Origin of the sequence: Candidatus Corynebacterium faecigallinarum (genome assembly GCF_052264515.1) — a bacterium.
Classification (GTDB): Bacteria; Actinomycetota; Actinomycetes; order Mycobacteriales; family Mycobacteriaceae; genus Corynebacterium; species Corynebacterium faecigallinarum.
The window spans coordinates 1-20,462 of sequence record NZ_JBQQOC010000034.1 but is presented as its reverse complement, the minus strand read 5'-3'; the positions used below and the strand labels follow the sequence as shown (position 1 = coordinate 20,462).

Annotated in this window: 16 protein-coding genes; 8 read left to right on the top strand and 8 right to left on the bottom strand. The window is 67.6% G+C overall.

Annotated elements, in window-relative coordinates; all coding sequences use genetic code 11:
* Nucleotides 1-181: 181 nt before the first annotated feature.
* The 6 genes from ACTXPP_RS12915 to ACTXPP_RS12890 form a co-directional block, all read right to left on the bottom strand.
* On the bottom strand, nt 182-1,396 hold the full coding sequence (locus ACTXPP_RS12915) for a hypothetical protein (RefSeq protein ID WP_443342519.1): 1,215 nt from the start codon (nt 1,394-1,396) through the stop codon (nt 182-184).
* Between the two features lie 161 nt (nt 1,397-1,557).
* A complete protein-coding gene (locus tag ACTXPP_RS12910; protein WP_301497933.1) occupies nt 1,558-2,433 on the bottom strand; it encodes an ATP-binding cassette domain-containing protein in 876 nt (291 codons plus the stop codon).
* The gene (locus tag ACTXPP_RS12905; protein WP_301497935.1) at nt 2,430-2,600 is read right to left on the bottom strand and encodes a hypothetical protein; all 171 of its coding nucleotides are present in this window, start codon (nt 2,598-2,600) and stop codon (nt 2,430-2,432) included. The genes ACTXPP_RS12910 and ACTXPP_RS12905 overlap by 4 nt, the downstream gene beginning before the upstream one ends.
* 14 nt (nt 2,601-2,614) lie before the next feature.
* Nucleotides 2,615-3,400: a hypothetical protein gene (locus ACTXPP_RS12900; RefSeq protein WP_301497937.1), complete on the bottom strand. Its 786-nt coding sequence runs from the start codon at nt 3,398-3,400 to the stop codon at nt 2,615-2,617.
* Nucleotides 3,397-4,413, bottom strand: a complete 1,017-nt coding sequence (locus ACTXPP_RS12895; protein WP_443342518.1) for an ATP-binding cassette domain-containing protein — start codon at nt 4,411-4,413, stop codon at nt 3,397-3,399. Before ACTXPP_RS12895 ends, ACTXPP_RS12900 begins: the two co-directional genes overlap by 4 nt.
* Nucleotides 4,410-4,784: a GntR family transcriptional regulator gene (locus ACTXPP_RS12890; RefSeq protein WP_301497941.1), complete on the bottom strand. Its 375-nt coding sequence runs from the start codon at nt 4,782-4,784 to the stop codon at nt 4,410-4,412. The genes ACTXPP_RS12895 and ACTXPP_RS12890 overlap by 4 nt, the downstream gene beginning before the upstream one ends.
* A 248-nt stretch (nt 4,785-5,032) precedes the next feature.
* Here ACTXPP_RS12890 and ACTXPP_RS12885 point away from each other — a divergent pair, with 248 nt between their 5' ends.
* The 8 genes from ACTXPP_RS12885 to ACTXPP_RS12850 all read left to right on the top strand — a co-directional run bounded on the left by ACTXPP_RS12885 (nt 5,033) and on the right by ACTXPP_RS12850 (nt 19,108).
* Nucleotides 5,033-6,568: an NYN domain-containing protein gene (locus ACTXPP_RS12885; protein ID WP_301525619.1), complete on the top strand. Its 1,536-nt coding sequence runs from the start codon at nt 5,033-5,035 to the stop codon at nt 6,566-6,568.
* Nucleotides 6,569-6,627: 59 nt separating this feature from the next.
* A complete protein-coding gene (locus ACTXPP_RS12880) occupies nt 6,628-8,682 on the top strand; it encodes a galactan 5-O-arabinofuranosyltransferase (protein ID WP_443342517.1) in 2,055 nt (684 codons plus the stop codon).
* Between the two features lie 92 nt (nt 8,683-8,774).
* Complete coding sequence (locus tag ACTXPP_RS12875) at nt 8,775-12,206, top strand: arabinosyltransferase domain-containing protein (RefSeq protein ID WP_443342516.1); 3,432 nt, start codon at nt 8,775-8,777, stop codon at nt 12,204-12,206.
* Nucleotides 12,207-12,450: 244 nt separating this feature from the next.
* Nucleotides 12,451-14,574, top strand: a complete 2,124-nt coding sequence (locus ACTXPP_RS12870) for a M13 family metallopeptidase (protein ID WP_443342515.1) — start codon at nt 12,451-12,453, stop codon at nt 14,572-14,574.
* A gap of 60 nt (nt 14,575-14,634) precedes the next feature.
* Entirely contained in the window at nt 14,635-15,459 is an 825-nt protein-coding gene (locus ACTXPP_RS12865; protein WP_301496687.1) for a hypothetical protein, read from the top strand.
* Nucleotides 15,440-16,696, top strand: a complete 1,257-nt coding sequence (locus ACTXPP_RS12860) for a PrsW family intramembrane metalloprotease (RefSeq protein WP_443342514.1) — start codon at nt 15,440-15,442, stop codon at nt 16,694-16,696. The genes ACTXPP_RS12865 and ACTXPP_RS12860 overlap by 20 nt, the downstream gene beginning before the upstream one ends.
* A gap of 45 nt (nt 16,697-16,741) precedes the next feature.
* Complete coding sequence (locus ACTXPP_RS12855) at nt 16,742-17,170, top strand: hypothetical protein (RefSeq protein ID WP_443342512.1); 429 nt, start codon at nt 16,742-16,744, stop codon at nt 17,168-17,170.
* Nucleotides 17,171-17,395: 225 nt separating this feature from the next.
* Nucleotides 17,396-19,108, top strand: coding sequence for a GH25 family lysozyme (locus tag ACTXPP_RS12850; RefSeq protein ID WP_301497228.1), 1,713 nt, complete (start codon nt 17,396-17,398; stop codon nt 19,106-19,108).
* Nucleotides 19,109-19,229: 121 nt separating this feature from the next.
* On the opposite strand, the gene ACTXPP_RS12845 is transcribed toward ACTXPP_RS12850, so the two are convergent.
* Both ACTXPP_RS12845 and ACTXPP_RS12840 read right to left on the bottom strand, forming a co-directional pair.
* Nucleotides 19,230-20,051: a VOC family protein gene (locus ACTXPP_RS12845; protein ID WP_301497226.1), complete on the bottom strand. Its 822-nt coding sequence runs from the start codon at nt 20,049-20,051 to the stop codon at nt 19,230-19,232.
* Entirely contained in the window at nt 20,051-20,398 is a 348-nt protein-coding gene (locus tag ACTXPP_RS12840; RefSeq protein ID WP_301497224.1) for an RNA-binding S4 domain-containing protein, read from the bottom strand. Before ACTXPP_RS12840 ends, ACTXPP_RS12845 begins: the two co-directional genes overlap by 1 nt.
* Nucleotides 20,399-20,462 lie beyond the last annotated feature (64 nt).

Below are 20,462 nucleotides of genomic sequence, written 5' to 3'. Positions count from 1 at the left end.
CTGGAATCTCTTCCCCCCGCTCGCTGCGGCACTCGACATAATCTACACACCCCACACACAGACCACAAACCCGCAGGTCACGATACTGACGGCGGGATTAGGGCTCTCTGCCCGTCGCACGCACCGCGTACGTCGCGTACACCGTGCCCACCGTGCCCACCGTGTCCAGCCAGCCGTCGACTTACGTCCGCGCCGGCTCCTGTAGTCCGAAGTACGACGTCACCGCCGCATGGTCCTGCACACTGGCTCGACGAGCAGCTCCCTTCAGCGCCGCGGCAGTCACACCAGAGAGCACCACACCAGCGATGATCATCAACAACAGGGTGGGCAGCGTGTCAGACACTGGCCAGGTGGCCCCGGCCGCTCCCGGAGTATCGTCAGCTGCCTCTCCCATGACCACAAGAGGGGCGAGCATCACAATGACGCCCAGAACTGTAGTCACCGCCACCCCGATTCCTTGTCGGCGGGGATACATCACAGTGACGGCTACGCCAAGCCAGGTCATCGCCTGCAACAACGCGCCCACCGCCGCGAACGCACCTGTTGCGACCAACCATTCGGCAGGTCCGGTCCAGTGGAGAATTGGGAATGCCCCGCTCGCCGTCAACCAGCCGAGTCCGTCGTACAACGACCATTCAAGGACGGCCGCCGACAGAAACACCGAACCAAAGCCCACCGGAATCTCCCATGCTCGTCGCATCACCGCCCGGATCCAGTCCTCACGCGAACCGCCGAAGACCAGCCACTGGTTCAGCGAGAGCTCGGACTGGACCATACGGACGAACATGGCGACGACGACCAGCGCAAGGGGAACCCAGATCATCGTGGTGGTGGCCTCCACGTGGGCGAATCCACGCAGAAGCGCCTGCACCGGCAGTATCATCACGGCACAGGTCACGATCAGCGCTCGGTTGCCGATGTTCGCATAGGTGTCCAGGACGCGTCGATGTCCGTTCGTCTTCGCGGCATTCGTCTCCATACGGCTGAACGGGTCCATCGCCATCCGGATGACACCTGCAGTACTACTTTCTCTGCTCGAAGATTCTCCCGCTTCTTCTGCTCCCTCATCGACCTCGCGGTCCATCTTCCGGAGGGAGACCACTCCCGACACCGTTGACAACACGACGACAGCGACAGCCACCACGAGGAGATCCGGCGTCGCCCACCCGGCAAGCCGCCAGATGCCCCACATCAGCAGCATGATCAGTAAGAAGGTCGTCACGCCGATTGCTCCACCGAGTACCCGGTGGGCCTGTCGCCCTGACTGTCCGAGTCCGAACACCCGCAGTTGGTCCTGGGTCATGGTGAACGCCGACGCCATAGTCAGACCAGCGATGATGAGGAAAGCACCGACTGCGAGGCGTGGAAGGGTAGCCATTCCGTCGCTGGCGCTCATCGACCATAGAATCAGCACAACGACCGTCGGTACCCACCGCGCCATCGGCTCCGTCGACAGAGCCCCGCGCCACAGTGTCAGGTGAGTCCGGAACGGGACGCCACCGAGAATTCTCGGCCCAGTTGTCGCGACCGGCGCGTTCGTCTCGGTTGCCACAGTCATCACCGCCCACCGCCCCGGGCAAGCACCGTCTCCTGCAAGTCAGCGGCCGTCGCCGACAGCTCCAGGTCATCAACGGCAGTTCTCAGGACGCTCCTCTGCCCGCTCGCGTCCAGCACCACCCGGCGCGCCCCGGCAGCGGCGTCCTCCCGGAGGACATGCACGCGGACCTGCTCGAGCAATGCGTCCACCGCCGTCGTGGTGCCACGCACCACCACGGTATCGCCGGTCAGCGTATCGACGTCCTGCACCGTCGTGACATGCCCCTGGGCGAGCAGGATCACCGAATCCAGCAGGCGGGCAGCGTCCTCCACGTGGTGGGTGGAGATGATGAAGGTGCGTTCCGGGTCGCCGCCGATCTCGTCGAGCAGCACCCGGTACAGCGCATCCCGGTTCTGGACGTCCAGGCCCAGGTAGGGCTCGTCCAGCAGGGTGATCTCGGCGCTGGCGGCCAGCCCGATCACGTTGCCGACCAGGGTCTTCTGCCCTCGGGAGAGCTCGGAGAACCGTGCCTTGGTGTTCACACCGAACAGGTCGACCAGGTGGGTGGCAAAGGAGTCGTCCCAGTTCTGCCAGCGGGACGCGCCGATGTCCATCAGGGTGCGCACCCGCATCTGAGGCGGGTAGGGAATGTCCGCACCGCCGAGGACGATGCGGTCGAGCACCGGTTGGTTGTCCCGGACGGGCTCACCGCCGATCGTGATCTCCCCGTCGGTGACGACCTGGCCAGCGATGGACCGCAGCAGGGTGGTCTTGCCGGCGCCGTTGCGTCCGATCAGGCCGTGGACGTGGCCGAGCGGGATCTCGCAGGTGATGTCGTCGAGCGCACGGGTCCCGCCGAACGTCTTGGACACGGAGTTCAGTCGGATCGTGCTCATGAAGCTGCTCCTTCGAGTTCGTAGTAGTTGCGGTCCGGCCCCTGGACCAGGCCGATGGTGCCCTGGTGCGGGAGGTCGAAGGTGAGGTTGTCCAGGACCGTCCGGTTGCCGAAGCGGCGGGACAGGGTCTCGGCGGTCACCAGGTTGTCTGAGTAGGTGGTGTTCACGGTCTTCTCTCTTCCTAGTTCCCGGCGCGACGTGCGCCGCCGATGAGGCTGGTGACCGACCAGGACGGTCGGCCGAGGGTGGATGTGGTTCTGGCGTAGGACACCATGAACCAGGCGCCGAGTGCTGCGGCGCCCAGGGCCAGGAGACTCGGCCATAGTGACGACGTGCCGTCGAAGTAGACGTTGGAGGTGAAGTTCAAGACGATGCCCAGGACGAGTCCGATGGGCTGGTAAACGACCCTCCAGGCGGCCGGGCCGCGGCGGGCGAGGAGGACCCGGTAGTAGAGCGGGGTTGCAGACCCGGTGCCGGCGGTCGTACCGAGGCGTCCGGTGAGCATGTTCCGGTAGCGCCAGAGCATCACCGCGACCACCGTACCGACGCCGACCACCGGCAGCAGCAACGTCCAGACGGGGATCTGTTCTGCCTGGGCGATCGGTCGGATGTGGGCGATCACCGGGAAGACCAGGTGGGTGACCAGCACCAGCGCCACCAGCAGTCCGTGGTCCAGCAGCCAGTGGCGCATGGCCAGGCCGTACATCCGGTACCGGGTCGGCAGAACGATGACCAGCAGTGTCGCCAGGGCGGGGACAATGAGACCGCCGGTGATGGCGGGCAGAGGCTGCCACTCCGAGGCGAACTGGATCATCGTGGAGTAGGTGAAGAACGCCAGCAGTACGGCGAGGATGAGCATGACGACGGTGTTGCTGGTGGACCGGTCGGCCCGCAGCCGCTGCCAAGGGAAACGCATGGTCGGGCCGGTGGAGTCCCGCGTGGTGGCTTCGGTGACTGTGGTGGTCACAGCTGTTCACCCCCGGTGAGTTGGACGACGGCCTCCTCCAGGTCGACGGCCTCGGTGTGGACGTCCGCCAGTGCTGCGTCGGGCCAACATTTCGGGGCAGCATCCGACGCTCCCCCGACGGCCCCATTCGTACCGGCCGCACTGTTCACACCCAGGTCGATGACCGCGCGCGACGCTCCGGCCATGTCCTGCCGGGACAGCACACTGGCCGGCGGCAGGGCGGCGACGACGGTGTCGACCCGCGCGGTTGACCCGGTGATCCGGACGAACCGTCCCTCCAGGTCGCCGGCATCGATGTCGTGGACCAGGCGTCCACTCTCCATCACCAGCACGCGGTCGACGATCCGCTCCAGGTCAGGCAGGTGGTGGGTGGAGATCACGATGAGCCGCGGGTCGTCCTGCACCGACTCCATCAGTGCGCGGTAGAACAGGCGGCGGCTCTGGGCGTCCAGGCCAACGTAGGGCTCGTCCAGCAGCGTGACCTGCGTGTGTGCCGCGAGGCCGATGATGATGCCCACCGCAGTACGCTGTCCTCGCGACAGCGTGCCGTAGCGCAGCGCGGGTTCCAGGTCGAAGGCGTGCACCAGACGTACCGCCTCCTCCATGTCCCAGCGCGGGTGGCGTCGGGCAGCGAACTGAAGGATCGAGGCCACCGTCCACGAGGGCACGTAGTCGATGTCGACGCCGGTCAGGCTGGTGTTCGCCATCACGTGCGGGGCGTCGAAGGCATCACGGGAGGTGGTTCCGGACGCGCCGACGGTGCCGTCGCGACCGCCGGCAACGCTGTGCACGACGTGCCCGATGGTCGGACGCAGCTGCCCGGCGATCAGCCCGAGCAGGGTGGTCTTGCCGACGCCGTTGCGTCCGACAACACCCACCACGCCGGTGCCCAACTCCACGGAGAGCGGCCCGAGGACCGGTGGGATCCGGAGGCTGGTGCGCCCTGCGGTGGGACGGTTCACCGTGGCATCGGTGAGCGTGACGGTGGCCGTGCCAGTGGCGGTGTGGTTCATGACTCCAGTCCTCTGCTCTCGGCGACCTGGTCGAGGAGACGACCCAGGTCCTCACGTGGCATGTCGAGCTTCATCGCCTCGTCCACCAGGGGCACGAGGAAGTCCGCGGCGAAGGACTCCCGTCGTCGGGCGAGAATCACCTCGCGCGCACCGGCCTCGACGAACATGCCCAGGCCCCGTTTCTTGGCCAGGACGCCCCGTTCGACCAGCAGGGTCAGGCCCTTGCGCGCGGTCGCGGGGTTGATGCTGTGGAAGGCCGCGAGTTCATTGGTGGACGGCGCGCGCTCGCCCTCGGGAAGGGATCCGTCGACGATCGAGTCCTCGACGAGTTCGGCGATCTGCCGGAACAGCGGGACAGTTGTCTCGTCCACCAGGCTCACCTCCTTCCCTGGCTGTGGTTGTTGGCCAGCAGTTGGACGCCACGGTCGACGGTAAGCGTTCGTTGGTTCGTTACTTGTGTAACTAACCATCGCACGTCATATTCGACAACGCAAGGGGGTGGCCGAAAGCAGCACGGTCCGCCCAATGACCAGCAACCATCCCAATCAGATCGATAGGTGGTGCACACTGGAGAAAAACACTGTGAACAAACCCGATAAATACACCGAGGACACCAACCATGCTCGAGCGCACAATCATCTACGTCGACACCTCCTACCTGCTCGCCAGCTTCTACAACACCTGGGCCACAGGCGCCCGAGCGCAACTCGAGATCGATCTACCCGAAGTGGTCAACGTCCTGGAATGCAGGGCAGTCAACCAGCTCAACCAACCGGTGCACCGACAGAACTGGTACGACGGCATCCCTGACTCGGGCCCGCACCGCTACCAGCGCGCCCTGCGCTCCTGCCCCGGTGTCCAACTTCGAGCCGGACAACTCATCGAGTGGGGCGACCGACGCACCCAGAAGGCGGTCGACACCAGACTGGTCGCCGACATGGTGCTCAGCTCCGCCAACCGCGAGGTCACCGACATCATCCTGGTCTCCGGCGACGCCGACATGCTCCCCGGCGTCGAGGAATCCGTGGCCCGCGGGGTACGCGTGCACCTCTACGGCTTCGGCTGGGACTCCATGTCCTCCAACCTGCGCTACGCCTGCGATACCACCACCATCCTGGATCCGCGGGAGCACTTCGCCGAGTGCATGCGGCTGGAGGTGCTCGAAGGGCCGCTGAAGGCTGGCGGGACTGCCGAGACGACGGAGACGACTGAGCCTGCCGAGCCTGCTGAGCCAGCTGACACGGCTGAAACCGCTGAAGCCGCCGGGTTCGGGGAGGTGACTGAGCCTGCTGGCTCCGACCGCGCCGTCACCACCGCCACAGGCGAGACCGCAAACACCGTCACAGACCAGACCACCGCCCCATGCCAGGACGACGGCACCCCGGAGTCCACCGGCGCGAACGGCCACAGCGTCCGACAGCACAAGCCGATCGGTGACGCCGAACCAGTCGAGGATCTTTCCGGCACCAGTGCGGTCCCGGACGTCCGACGTCGCAGCGGAGCGGCCACAGCCCAGGCTTCCGCCGCTCCAGCCGACACCGCTCGCGCCTCGGACGCTGCGGCAGAGTCCGCGACCCCGAACGATGCCGCACCGTCGGCAGCCCCCTCCGCAACCTCCTCAGCAGCACCGTCCGCTGCTGCCACCCCGGCGTCCCACGCCCCCTCCCCGGCCGACCTCGCGAACCGCGGCCGGGCGTCCACTCCCACCAGCGCCGACGCAGGTGCGCCCGCGACCGACAGCGCCGACGGCGCCAGTGGTGACGACAGCGCCAAGGACGCCGCCGCGCCGAAGCCCGGAGCATCCCGTCCCACCCCGGGGTCGGCGCGTCCTACCCCGGCGATGATGGCGTCCCGACGCCGCCTGCGGAACCGCTACGTCCCGCTGCCCACCGAAATCTGGCAGTCCGGTGGCCAGCAGAGCCCCTTCGACATCGGCGAACAGTACGCGATCTGGTGGTACCACAACGCCATCGACGACGATCAGCGCGACGAGGCCCACACCTACACCGGCGGCGGCCTGCCCCCGGAGATCAACCGGCCACTGCTCCAGTTCGCCTGCGAGACCCTCCACGAGTACACGCTGACCGAGTCTCAGCGGGTGAACCTGCGCGACGGCTTCCACTCCGGCATCCGCGGCATCCTCATGAAGAAGTAGGACGCGACAACGCGGCACAAAGAGGCACGGTGTCGGGGCGTTGTGAGAAGATTCTCGACATGACCGACTCCGCCGCGTCCGAACCCGCGCCCGAGACAGCAACAGCAGCCGCCACAGCGGCTGAGACTGCACCTGTTGTCGAGACCGAGGCTCCCGGCTCCGACAGTGCCTCCCACCCGGACCGTTCCGGCCACGGGGTGCTGTACCTGCTGGGACAGCTGTTCGGCGCCGGGGCCGCAGCCTCCATCGTCACCCTGGGCGCCTGGTTCGTCCTGTCGCGGACGAACATGCCCGCCTTCTCCTCCTCCAACGTCACCAAGGCGCTGGCCAGCGCCGGCGGGGTCATCGTCCTGGTCGTCGTGGCGTTCCTGCTCTACGCCGTCCTGCACGCGCGCACCCCCTACCCGCAGTGGGCCACCTGGAAACGCGCCGCCACCACCCTGCTGTGCTGGCTCGCCCCCGCCGGCCTGGTCATCGCCGCCCTGGCGATCCCACTGGCCGCCACCCGGCTCTACCTCGACGGCATCAGTGTGGACCAGGCGTTCCGCACCCAGTTCTTCACCCGTATGACCGACCAGCCCGGTTACGCGGACATGGCCTACCTGGACGCGCCGAGCTTCTACCCGCGGCTCTGGTTCCTCACCGGCGGCATCTTCGCCAATGTCTTCGGTCTGGCGGGCTGGGCCGCCTTCCAGCCGTGGGCACTGATCACCCTCGCCGCCGCCGGCTCCATGCTGGTCCCGGTGTGGCGCCGACTGACCGGCTCGCTGCCCCTGGCCACGCTGATCGCCGTGCTGACCACCGCCGTCGTCCTGCACACCGCCCCGGAGGAGCCCTATGCCGCGGTCGTGGCCTTCGGCATCCCCGCCGCGCTGGTGATGTCCGGACGTGCCGTCCGCGGCTCCACCCCGGCCATGGTCGGCCTGGCGATCTACCTGGGCCTGTCCGCCAACCTCTACACCCTCTACACCGGCACCTCGGCCCTGACCGTCGTGGTCATCGCCCTGATCGTCGCGGTGCGGTCGAAGAAGATCGCACCGCTGCTGCGCCTGGTCGCCGTGGGCCTGGGCGCCCTGGTCATCGCCGCGATCGGCTGGGCCCCCTACCTGCTGGCGATGCTCACCTCCGAACACGGGGCCACCGGTCGCGCCCAGCACTACCTGCCGCAGGCCGGCACCGAGGTCCCCACCCCTTTCTTCGACCTCAACCTGGTGGGCATCCTCGGCCTGGTGTGCCTGGTGTGGATGGTGCTGCGGGTGCAGCGCAGCCAGGTCCGCGCCCTGCTCGCCGGCCTCGCGGTCTGCTACGCCTGGGTGCTGGGGTCGATGCTGCTGCCGGTACTCGGCACCACGCTGCTGGGCTTCCGCATGGAGCTTCCCATCGCCCTGATCCTGGTCACCGGCGGTGCCATGGCACTCAACGACCTGCGCCACACCGGCATCCCGAAGGCCTACCCGCAGTTCGTCAGCGAGTCGGCGTCCAAGAAGGTCACAGCGATCCTCGGTGCCGTGCTGACCTTCGCCGCGGCGTCCTACGTGGTGGACATCCCGCTGAACAATCGCGCCCAGATCGACCTGGCCTACACCGACACCGACGGCGACGCCCAGCGCGGCGACCTCTTCCCCGCCGACTCCACCGTCTACTACGAGGATGTCGACACCATCCTCCGGGAGCGGCTCGACCTCGGCGAGGAGCGTGCCGGCACCGTGGTGCTCACCGATGAGAAGAGCTTCATGGCCTACTACCCGTACCACTCCTACCAGGCGATGACCTCGCACTACGCCAACCCGTTGGGACGCTTCGAGGACCGCAACGCCGAGATCGAGGCGTGGACCGAACTCTCCGAGCCCGATGAGCTCCTCGCCGCGATGGACGCCGCCACCGAGGCCAACGGGTGGGACGGCCCGCACGCGATGGTCATGCGCGGCGAGGCGTCGGACGTGGCGGAGCCTGGTGCGTCCTTCTCCTTCCGGCTCTCGGAGGACATCTACCCCAATGACCCGAATGTGCGCTTCACCACAGTGAACTTCCAGGCCTCGGCTTTCGCGCAGGGCTGGACGCTGGAACAGGCCGGTCCGTTCGTCGTCGCGGTCCGGGACTCAGCCCAGGAGTAGACCCCGGAGTAGCACCGGGAGTGGCACCGGGACAGGCCCATCCGCGATATTCGCTTAGGCAGGGCCGGGTCACTCCCGTAACATGTCCTCCTATGTCACGTCTCGAACAGGATGCACCGGGTGAACCGTCGGAGACAGCTCCGAAGGATTCCCCCACTACCTCCACCACCCCTTCCGCCAGCGGTGTCGACCGGCTCAAGCGCATCGCGGTGATCTCCGGCCTCGCCGGGCTGATCCTGTTTCTGCTGACCCCGTTCCTGCCGGTCAACCAGGAACAGTCCAGCTTCTCCTGGCCGCAGGACAATGACCTGACCAGCGTCAACGCGCCGCTGATGGCCTATCACCCGCAGGACATGGACATCACCCTGCCGATCGGTGAGGTCCGCGACCTCAACGGCACGCAGACCACCGTCCTGTCCACCGTCCCGGACAACGCCGAGGACGCCACGCTGCGCGGCCTGTTCGTCCGCTCCACCCCCGACGGTCTCGACGTGGTCGTCCGGAACTCGGTGGCGCTCTCGGTCGACACCGCTGACCTGGCTGACCTTCCGGCGGACGCCCAGCTGCGGATCACCTCCGACGCGAACGAGACCCGCGCCTGGATTCCGGACGCCACCGACTCCGACGGCAATGCACTGGAAGGTGGCTTCGGCGACGACATCCGGCCGATGCTCACCGGCATCTTCACCGAGATGACCAACACCCCGGAGAACGCCGCCGCGGCGATCGACGCCGGCCTGCAGGTCGACGTCACCGTGGACTCCCGGTTCACTTCCTCGCCCTCGATGGTCAAGATCGCCGCAATGATCCTGGGCGTGATCTTCACCGTCATCTCGCTGACCGCGCTGCACAAGATGGACATCCTGGACCGACGGACCACCGCCCGACGCCGGTTCTTCCCCGCCGGTTGGTGGCGTCCGCGCTGGCTCGACGGCGTCGTCGGCGGCGTCCTGGTGGTCTGGTACTTCATCGGCGCCAACACCGCCGACGACGGCTATCTGCTGACCATGGCCCGCTCCAGCATCGAGTCCGGCTACATGTCGAACTACTACCGCTGGTTCGGGGTCTCCGAGTCGCCGTTCGGTGCGCCGTACTACGACCTGCTGGCAGTGATGACACACGTGTCGACATCGTCGATCTGGATGCGTCTTCCGGTACTCATCGCCAGCTTCCTGACCTGGATGCTGCTCTCCCGTGAGGTGCTGCCGCGCCTGGGCACCAAGATCGGACAGCGCAAGGTCGCGCACTGGACCGCCGCGATGGTCTTCCTGGCCTTCGCCATGACCTACAATAACGGTCTGCGCCCCGAGCCCGTCATCGCCCTGGGTGCGCTGCTGACCTGGGTCTGCATGGAGCGCGCGATCGCCACCGGACGCCTGCTCCCCGCAGCGATCGGTGTCATCGTCGCCGCCTTCTCCCTGGCTGCCGGGCCCACCGGCCTGATGGCCGTGGCATCCATCCTGGTCGCCCTGTCCGGCCTGATCCGCATCGTGGTGCGACGTCTGCCGCTGCTGGGGGCAGGTGAGGGTGCCTCGCGCAAGAAGATCTTCGGCGCGGTCAGTGCCCAGATCGCCCCCTTCCTCGCCGCCGGCACCGCCGTGCTCATCGCCGTCTTCGGCGACCAGACCTTCGCCTCGGTGATGGAGGCGATCGGCGTGCGTGGCCCGGTCGGACCGTCCCTGTCCTGGTACGAGGAGCCGACCCGCTACACCGAGCTGCTGAAGCAGACCGTCGACGGGTCCTTCCCCCGCCGGTTCTCCGTCCTGATGATGCTGCTGTGCCTGGCGGTCGTCATCGGCTCGATGCTGCGCAACCGCAGGGTGCCCGGCACGGCGCACGGCCCGGCACTGCGTCTGACAATGGTGGTCATCGGAACGATGTTCTTCATGACCTTCACCCCCACCAAGTGGACCCACCACTTCGGTGTCTACGCCGGTATCGCCGCAGGCCTGGCGGCACTGGCTGCGGTCGCGGCGTCCACCATGGCGATGCGTTCGGCACGCAACCGCCTCATCTTCCTCGGCGGCTGCCTGCTGCTGTTCGCCTTCACCCTGGCCGGCACCAACGGCTGGTGGTACATCTCCAGCTTCGGCGTGCCGTGGTGGGACAAGACCGTGCAGATCGCCGGCATCGAGATGTCGACCGTGACCATGATCCTGGCACTGTTGGTCATGCTCTTCGGCGTGATCGTCGGCTTCCTCAACGACATCCGCGAGGCCAAGGCCACCACCAACGATGAACTGCGTGACATCGACGAGAAGGAGGCCGCCCAGGCGAAGCGTTTCGCCGGTGTCGCCTCCGCCCCGATCGCCGTGCTGACCGCCATCGTGGTGGTCTTCAACCTCGCCTCCCTCGGCAAGGCCGTCGTCGGCCAGTGGCCTGCGTACACCGTCGGCAAGGGCAATCTCACCTCGCTGACCGGCGACAGCTGTGGTCTCGGCGGGGCCGCCCTGGTGGAGGCCGACACCAACGACTCCTTCCTGGAGCCGATCGGCGACACCGACTTCTCCGACTCCCTGGTCTCCGAGAATTCCCGCGGCTTCCAGGAGAACAACATCCCGAACCGGATCGAGGAGCGCTCCTCCAGTTCCAGTTCCTCCCCGCAGACCTCCGCGGTCGCCACCGACGCCTACGGGTCCTCCGAGGAGGACGACGTCACCGACATCAGCGGCGGCCAGAGCGTCCGACCGGGCGCGAACGGTTCCTACGCGCAACTTCCGTTCGACATCGACCGCTACTCCGTACCGGTCATCGGTTCCTTCACCGACGGCCTGCAGCTGCAGGCGGAGACCACGACCTCGTGGTACTCGCTGCCGGAGCGTTCCGAGGATTCCCCGCTGCTCATCATCTCCGCCGCCGGCGAGGTCAGCCACCTCGACATGAACGGCGTGCGCCAGTACGGCCAGGAGCTCAAGCTGGAGTACGGACGCACCGAGGAATCGGCCGAGGACGGTGTCGAATGGATCGGCGACATGGAGCCGCTGGACATCGACACCGCCCCGCAGTGGCGTAACCTGCGCTTCCCGCTGGACGAGCTGCCGGACGACGCCGATGCCGTGCGGATCCGCGCCGCGGACTTCAACGTGACCCCCGACCAGTGGCTGGCCTTCACCCCGCCGCGCGTGCCCGAGCTGGTGTCGCTGGGCGAGGTCATCGGTGACGCCCCGACCCTGCAGGACTGGTCCGTGCCGCTGCAGTTCCCCTGCCAGCGTCCCTTCGACCACTACGCCGGTGTCGCCGAGGTGCCGCAGTACCAGATCTCCCCGGACCATGACGGGAAGAAGAGCCACGCCCCGGTGATGGACTACTACGGCGGCGGTGTCGGTGGCCTGACCCAGATGACCACCCACGGCACCGAGCTGCCGACCTACCTGGAGAACGACTGGCAGCGTAACTGGGGTGTGATCACCGAGCTCACCCCGTTCGGCTCGTCGACCGGTGAGGAGCCGAAGCAGGTGGAGCTGGACATGGAGACCCACAGCCGGTCCGGCCTGTGGTCGCCCGGACCGATGCGGCTGAGTTAGCCGGAGGCGCTGGCGGGTTCTGGATCGTCCGGCACCCGTCTCTGGAGCGTCACGCGCTGTCCAACCTGGCGCAGACTAGTTTGTTGCCTCTTACGGGTCCCCGGCCCACCCCGCATGCCGACAGTGGAAGGTCGACGGGGAGGGACGCACAGCGGATGTCGGATAGGTGGGAGGGATTGCTGGGTTCCGAGCCGATAACCAGCAATCCGTCCCACGTTTCCGACAGGTGCCTAGAGTGGGGCGCATGACTCAGACACTCCCCGACAACATCACCGAGGCTCCGGTCGGCTCCACCAACCCGGCCGCCGCCGACGACCTCTACCGCCACGTCAACGGCGAATGGCTGGCCAGCCACGAGATCCCCGCCGACCGCCCGGTGGACGGCACCTTCCACAAGCTGCGTGACCAGGCCGAACTCGATGTGAAGGAGATCGTGGAGTCCGCCGGACCCGACACCCGGATCGGTGCGCTCTTCCACTCCTTCATGGACGAGGACGGTGACGACGGTGTCGAGCAGGCCGGTCTGGCCCCGCTGGACGCCGACCTCGACCCGGTCCGCGGTGCCGCCGACCTCGGCGAACTCGTCGATGCCCTGGCGACACTGGACCGCCACGGGGTGGGCGGGGTCATCGGCTTCTGGACGGAGAAGGACGCCGGGGGCAGCTCCGACGACGCCGCAGACACCGAAGGCACCGACACCGATGACGCCGGCATCGAGGTCGCCTACCTCACCCAGACCGGCCTCGGCCTGCCCGACGAGGCCTACTACCGCGAGGAACAGCACGCCCCGACACTCGCGGCATACCGCGAGTTCGTCGAATCCTTCCTGCAGCTCGTCGAGGACACCGGTGCGCAGCCGCGGCCGGGACGCTTCGGCGACGGGTCGGCGTCCGACAGCGCCGCTGCCGCCGCGGACGCCATCCTCGCCTTCGAGACCGCCCTGGCGAAGGGCCACTGGGACACGGTGTCCTCCCGCGACGCCGACAAGACCTACAACCCCACCCCCCTGGCCGATCTGCCGACCGGGTTCCCCTTCGTCGCCTGGCTCGACGGGGTCGGGATCACCGAGGCCAATGCCCCGACGGTGATCGTGAGCCAGCCGTCCTACCTGGAGCACGTCGCCACGCTGGTACCCGGTGCCGACAATGAAGCGCGCGACCTCGACGACTGGAAGCTCTGGGCCTACTGGCGGGTGCTCACCGCCCGCGCCGGCAAGCTGCCGAAGGCGTTCTCCGAGGCCAACTTCGACTTCTACGGGCGCACCCTGTCCGGGGCGACCGAACAACGCGACCGCTGGAAGCGTGGTGTGGGCCTGGTCGAGAGCGCGATCGGCGAGGAGGTCGGCAAGGTGTTCGTGCGCGAGCACTTCCCGCCGGAGTACAAGGAGAAGATGCTCGAGCTGGTCGACTACCTGCTGGCGGCCTATCGCGACCGGATCAGCGAGCTGTCCTGGATGACCCCGACCACCCGTGGGAAGGCCCTGGAGAAGCTCGGCACCTTCACCGCACGCATCGGCTACCCGGAGAAGTGGCGCTCCTTCGAGGGGCTGGACTTCAGCCCGAACGGCGCTGACCTGCTGGACAATTACCGCCAGGCGTCCGACCTGAACCACGACTTCGAGGTCGACAAGCTCGGCAAGCCCAGCGACGGCGAGTACTGGTTCACCACCCCGCAGACGGTCAACGCCTTCTACAACCCGGTACGCAACGACATCACCTTCCCTGCGGCGATCCTGCGTCCGCCGTTCTTCGAGGTCGACACCGAGGCCGGCAGTGCCGACATGGCCGGCAACTTCGGTGCGATCGGTGCGGTCATCGGCCACGAGATCGGCCATGGTTTCGACGACCAGGGCTCCAAGTACGACGGTGCGGGCAACCTGAACTCCTGGTGGACCGATGAGGACCGTGCGGCGTTCACCGAGCTGACCGACAAGCTCGTCGCCCAGTACGACGGCCTGGTGCCGACCGGCCTGGCGCAGCGCGGGCAGACCGACCACACGGTCAACGGTGCGTTCACCCTGGGTGAGAACATCGGTGACCTGGGCGGACTCGGAATCGCGGTGGTCGCGTTGAAGAAGTACCTGGCCGATCGTGGGCAGACCGTTCAGGACGCCCCGACCGCGCCGGTGGAAGGCCTGGACGGTGAGTTCACTGTGCTGCAACGTTTCTTCCTACGCTGGTCGAGCGTATGGCAGACCGCGATCCGGCCGCAGATGTCGGCCCAGTACGTGGCGATCGACCCGCACTCCCCCGGCGAGTACCGCTGCAACGTGGTCGCCTCGAACATCGCCGAGTTCTACGATGCCTTCGAGGTCGGGCCGGACAACGGCATGTGGTTGGACGAGGACAAGCGCGTCACCATCTGGTGAGACCGGTGCGCGGCTCCTGTCCTGAAGAACCGCTGTGACGCTTTGGTAGTGTTCTGAGTCATGTGGGGGACCCCAGAGACCGCGCCTTTTCCGCCGACTGATCCGCACGGACGCTACCGTCCGGCGGCGACCGGCAGGCACCGGACGGCGCGCTGGTTCATCCTGGCCGCCGTCGCGGTGCTGGTCCTCGTCGCCCCGCTGGCGGTGCCGGTGAAGGACCTCGCCGAGGTCGAGGACGAGTACAGCCCGAGCAGCATGTTGGAACTCTCCGCGAAGCCCTCCAGCCCCTGGCCGATCGACATCTCTGGCTTCGACACCATCTGCGCGGCGGCCGACAGCGGCATGGTGACTCTGGCAATGGTCTGCGATCTGCCGCGGGTGGGTGTCGTCGAGGTCCATATCGGAGAGGTCGTCGGTGTCGGTGGCTCCGCCACAGACGTGGATGTGGCCGCCCGGCGTGGTATGCGGGCCGCGACCATGACCGACACCTCGGACGCGAGGTTCCACTGGCTGTCGACGACCTCCCTGTCATCGACGCTCGCCCCGGAGGTCGACGCAGTCCGCGTGAGCGAGCCACAGGCACTGACCTGGTTCGACTTCTCCCCGCCGGACGTGGTGCCGGACGATACGCCGTCCCAACGCTACCGCGACACCCAACCGGTCAGCGTGCAGCAGGGGCTGCGGCAGGGCGTCCGACCGGACCGGAACGTCCAACCCGCCCAATACGGTACGGACAGTTACGCCGCGACGGTCGCCCTGCTCAACCGTGACGCCGGCGGCGAGTCGGTCATGTACACCGTCACGGTGATCAGTGAGCTGCGCGGCCTCGTCCGCGGCGCGGCCGAGGACATGGCGAGGAGGATCGATGCAGCCGATGCAGCCTGATCAGCATAACGCCGACCACCAGCACCCCGGCCAACAGTCTCCCGCCCCCGGGGACTGGCAGGTCACCGAGGTGCCGCGGTCCTACCACGATGCTTTCCCCAAGGATCAGCGTCCGCGGCTGCGTCCGGCGTGGGACGTGTTCACCTGGGCCTACATCCTGCTGACCCTCGGCGGTCTGGCGCTCGCGGCGTTCGTCATGATCGGCTACCTCGTCTTCCCCGGCCCGGAGGTCATCGCACTTTCCCTCGGGATCGGTGCGGTGTACCTGGCGCTGGTGTGGTTCGGGATGTCCCGGCTGCTGATCTACCGCGGTACGCCGATGCTGCTCGCCTTCGCGGCCATCGTATGGGGCGGGACCGGTGCGTTGTTGATCGGGGTGTCGCCGACCGCCGGGCATCTCATGGAACTGGCCCACGACTTCGGTGTCCCGGAGATCTCCATGTCCCTCGGCGGGGCATACACCGAGGAACTGGCGAAAGGCCTGGGCGTCTGGCTGCTGCTGCAGATCGGCCGGACGTGGTGGAACCGCCCCTGGCACGGACTGGTCGTCGGCATGCTCGTGGGACTCGGTTTCGAGGTCTTCGAGAATGTCATGTACGCCGCGATGCTCGCCGTCATCCACCCTGCCTCGGATGTGTCCGGGGTGCTCGACATCTGGATCATGCGTACTGTCTTCGGGCCCTTCATGCACGTGATCTTCTCCGGGTTGGTGGGCTACGGCATCGGGGTGGCGGTGTTCGGTCGCGGATTGAGTAGGACGCGCCGACTCGGCTGGATCCTCTGCTGCGGGTTCGCCGGCTTCTTCTTCCACGCCTGCTGGAACCTGATCATGGACTCGGTGGCTGCCCAGCTGACGGTCTACGCGGTGTCCTGGTCCGCGGCGGCAGCCCTGCTGGTCACCGCGATCGTGCGGAGCACCCGGGAGGCACGTCCGGCGGCCAGGGTCGGGGCGTACCCGGTGGTGTCGATCTACCGCAAGGTGCCGGAGCCGCTCCCTATCGGGCATCTGCCCGGGCTGCCAGGCCAGCCGGCACAGCAGGGCTGGCAGGGGCAGCCGGCACAGCAGAGCTGGCAGGCGGCGCCACCTCAGCCACAGGCCGGGCACCTGCCGGAGTCCTTCGGTCGCCCCCACCGCGACGCGCACCCGCCGGAGCGTCCCACAACGTGGCCGTCAGAGCGTCCGACAACGTGGCGTTCGGAGAACCCCAACGACCCCGGGGAATTCGGACCTCGCTGACTCGCCGGGGTTGTGCTCGGCGCGAACATGGCTATCATCGCTGACATGTCTACACTCTCCACCTCTCCTGCCCCTGCCTCCCGCCGCTTCCTCACCCGCGCCGCAGCCGTCACCGTCGCCGCCGGCTGCCTGGCCGGTGCCGCGATCCCGGCCGCCACCGCAGCACCGGCACCTGCCGCAACCGCTGCCACCACTGCCACCACTGCCACTGCCAAGGACGCGGTGTCCACCAAGTCCGTCATCCAGAACCCCGCCCGGGTCGCCGGTGTCGCGCTGGCCGCAGGTGTCAGCCCGCAGACCGTCGACCTTCTGCTGGAGGACCCGGAGGCCACCATCGCCGCCGGTGAGCGTCTCGGCGTCCCGCGCGACGCCGCGATCTGGGCCGCCAACAACCCGGAGCAGGCGATCGGTGCTGCCCAGGCTGCCGGCATCGACCCGGTCTGGGCTGCGGACGCCCTGGTCGCGAACCTGTAACAGCACACCCGCCGACACCTCTTTTCTTTCCACACCCCCGCCCGTTCCTCGGGCGGGGGTTTCGTTATGGCCACCCAGGGTTCCGCGAGGTACTACCTGGAGCATTCCCAGCCGCCACCACGAAGGCCACCACGAACGCCACCACCGTGAAAAAGTGAAGAAAGTTGCGACACGGTGCGCGTGTTGCATGTGTGACTTGTGTGATTCATGTGTATCGTGTTGCGCATGTTCTCTCTTCCCTGGCGTCGCCACGCGCTCACCACTCCCGCCCGCCTGACCGCAGTCACACTCTTCGGTTCCGCCGTGACGGTCGCCGCCCTGGTCGCCACGGATGTCGTGCCGGTACCCTCCTGGGCCCTCGACGGCATCGACGTCGCCAGCCACCAGCACCCCGACGGTGCCGCCATCGACTGGCAGGCCGTCGCGGCGTCCGGCCAGAGCTTCGCCTTCATCAAGGCCAGCGAGGGAACCGGCTACACCAACCCCTACTTCTCCTCCGACACCGCCAAGGCCGCCGCTGCCGGTGTGACCCCGGGCAGCTACCACTACGCCAAGCCGGGCTCCACCGACCCCCGCGCCGAGGCCCGCCACTACGCCGCCACCCTGGCCACCGGCGTCCAGCCCTCACTGCCGCCGACGCTTGACCTGGAGGAATCCGGCGGACTGAACCCCGAGCAACTGCAGAACTGGGTCCGCGACTGGATCGACGAGATCAAGATCCTCACCGGTCGCGACCCGATCATCTACACGTACCACAACTTCTGGATCAACGACATGGCGAACACCACCGAGTTCGCCGAGTACCCGCTGTGGCTGGCGTACTACAACCCGACCCTGCCCTCCGAGATCCCCGGCGGCTGGAACGAGGTCACCTTCTGGCAGTACTCCGACGCCGGCCAGGTCGACGGCATCTACGCCAACGTCGACCTGAACACCTACTACGGCACCGACGCCCAGCTGCAGGAGCTCGCCGGACGGCCCTCCGTCGGCAGTGCCGTCGGCAATATCGTCGACGCGCTGCGTCCGATCACCGACGCCGCGGTCAGCCAGGCCGAGTCCGCCAACAACACCGAACACGCCGAGGCCGCCGGCGGCGAGCCCGGCCTCGACCAGCCGCTGAGCACCGACCTGCTGGTCAACCTCCTCGGCCTGGTCGCCGGCACCGTCGGCCCGGAGGTCGTGCTGGAGTCCGCCCTCAGCTCGGGTCTGGGCGAGACGCTCGGCTCCGCGCTGGCGTCCTCCGGTATGGAGGCCCGCGATGCCGAGCAGACCCTGCCGCTCGCCGCCATCGCCGCCCTGGTCCTCGGCGCCCTCGGCCTCGGCGCCGACGGTGGGGACATCGCCGGTCAGGTCGGCGCGATCGCCGGTTCCCTGGGTGCGGACGACAACGGTGCGGCCGGCGAGTTCGACTTCGGCCAGATCGCCGGCATCGTCGGAGACGTCCTCGGCGGTGCGGAGGGCGGCGAGGGAGCTGAGGGCGTGAACCTCGACAGCATCCTGCGCCTGATGAACGCCTTCGGTGCCACCGACTACGCCGCCCAGATCGCCGGCGGCACCGTCGACAAGGACGCCCTGATCGAGCGCATCGAGGCCGAGGGCAAGTCCGCCCCGGCCGAGGCTGGTCAGGACGGACCGGCCGAGGGTGCTGCTGAGGACGCTTCCGCTGATGACGATGCTGCTGGCGAGGACGCTGAGGAGTCCCCGGCCGCCGACCCGGAGGCCATCCGCACCACCCTCGAGGATGCTGGCGTGGACCCGGAGACCGCGGCCCGCCTGGCCGAGGACCCGGAGGCCACCGTCGCCGCCGCCGAGCGACTGGGTGTGGACCGCGAGACCGCGTCCCACTTCGCCACGGACCCGGCCGCCGCGCTGAAGGCACTGGAGGAGGCCGGGATCGACCCGGTCGCCGCCGCCCCCATGCTGGTCGCCCAGCTCTAGACGGTTCCCCGGCCGGAGAACACCGGGGAACAGAACAACGCCCTGACCTGCTGCCAAGCGCAGCATGGTCAGGACGTTCGTCGTGCCGGGAGGCCTGTGCCGGCTCCCCCGGCAGAGGAGACTACGGCTGCGGCGCGTCCGGGGCCATGATGTCCGGCTCGTGGATGTCCTCCAGCGACTCCGGCGTCGGCTCCTCGATCTCACACAGGTTCACCAGCGCACCGGTCGGGTCGACCAGGGTGCACAGGCGGCCCAGCTCAGAGTTCCACGGGGCGCGCACCAGCTTGCCGCCGAACTTCTTGACCTTCTTCGCCGCCGCGTCGACGTCGACACAGCCCAGGTAGAGGGTCCACATCGAGGGGTTCTCGTCGAGCTCACTGGTGTCCCACATACCGCACAGCGGAGCACCGTTGTACTCACCGGTGGCGTAGCGGAACTTCGCGGTATCGCTGTGCTGGCGGATATCCCAGCCTGCGAGGTCGTGGTAGAACTCGATCGTCGCATCGTACTCGTCACCGATGAGCAGCTCATGCCACACCGGGGTGCCCGGCTCGCCGGCGGCGAAGAACGGCTCGTCGCCCGCCGGCTGCTTCAGGCCGATCGTCGCACCGGACGGGTCGACCAGCACGGACATCCGGCCGCGGCGTCCGACGTCGCGCGGGGACAGGATGCTGGTCGCGCCAGCCTTCACCGCCTCCTCGTGGACATGGTCGATGTCGGGGGCGTAGAGCAGCAGGCCCCACAGCGAAGACTTGTCCTCCGGAACCTCACCGAGGCCGGCGACGGGCATGCCGTCCTTCTTCGCGACGAGGTAGCCGTCGCCGCAGGGGTTGTCGAAGTCCCAGCCGAGAAGTTCGGTGTAGAACTCCTTGGCCTTGGTCAGGTCAGTGGTAGCCAGGTCGATCCAGATCGGCATTCCTGGCTCCGCCACGAGAGCGGGCATTAGAGGTTCCTCCACTTTTCGGGATCAAAGTCGTCGTCAGCAGTTGCTTCGTCGAAGTAGTCGTCGGTGTCGTCGTCAGCACCATCATCATTGGATGCGAACCGCGCGGCTGCCAGGGGGTCTCCGTCCTCGTCATGGACGGTGACCTCGTCACCGGCGTGGAGGTGTCGTCCCCGCCTGGTGTCGGTCTCGCCGTTGACCGTCACAAAACCGGCGGCGATGACCTCCTTGGCCACGCCGCCGGATTCCACAAGGTTCGCCAGCTTGATGAACTGGCCCAGCCGGATGTCGTCCCCGCGTACGGGAACATTTTCCACCGGCACCTTCTGCACTTCTCGCTCGGGCATGCCGACCATCCTACGACTCCGCTGCCTGCGAAGAAAGTCCTACCGCCAGATTGCTCAGATTGCC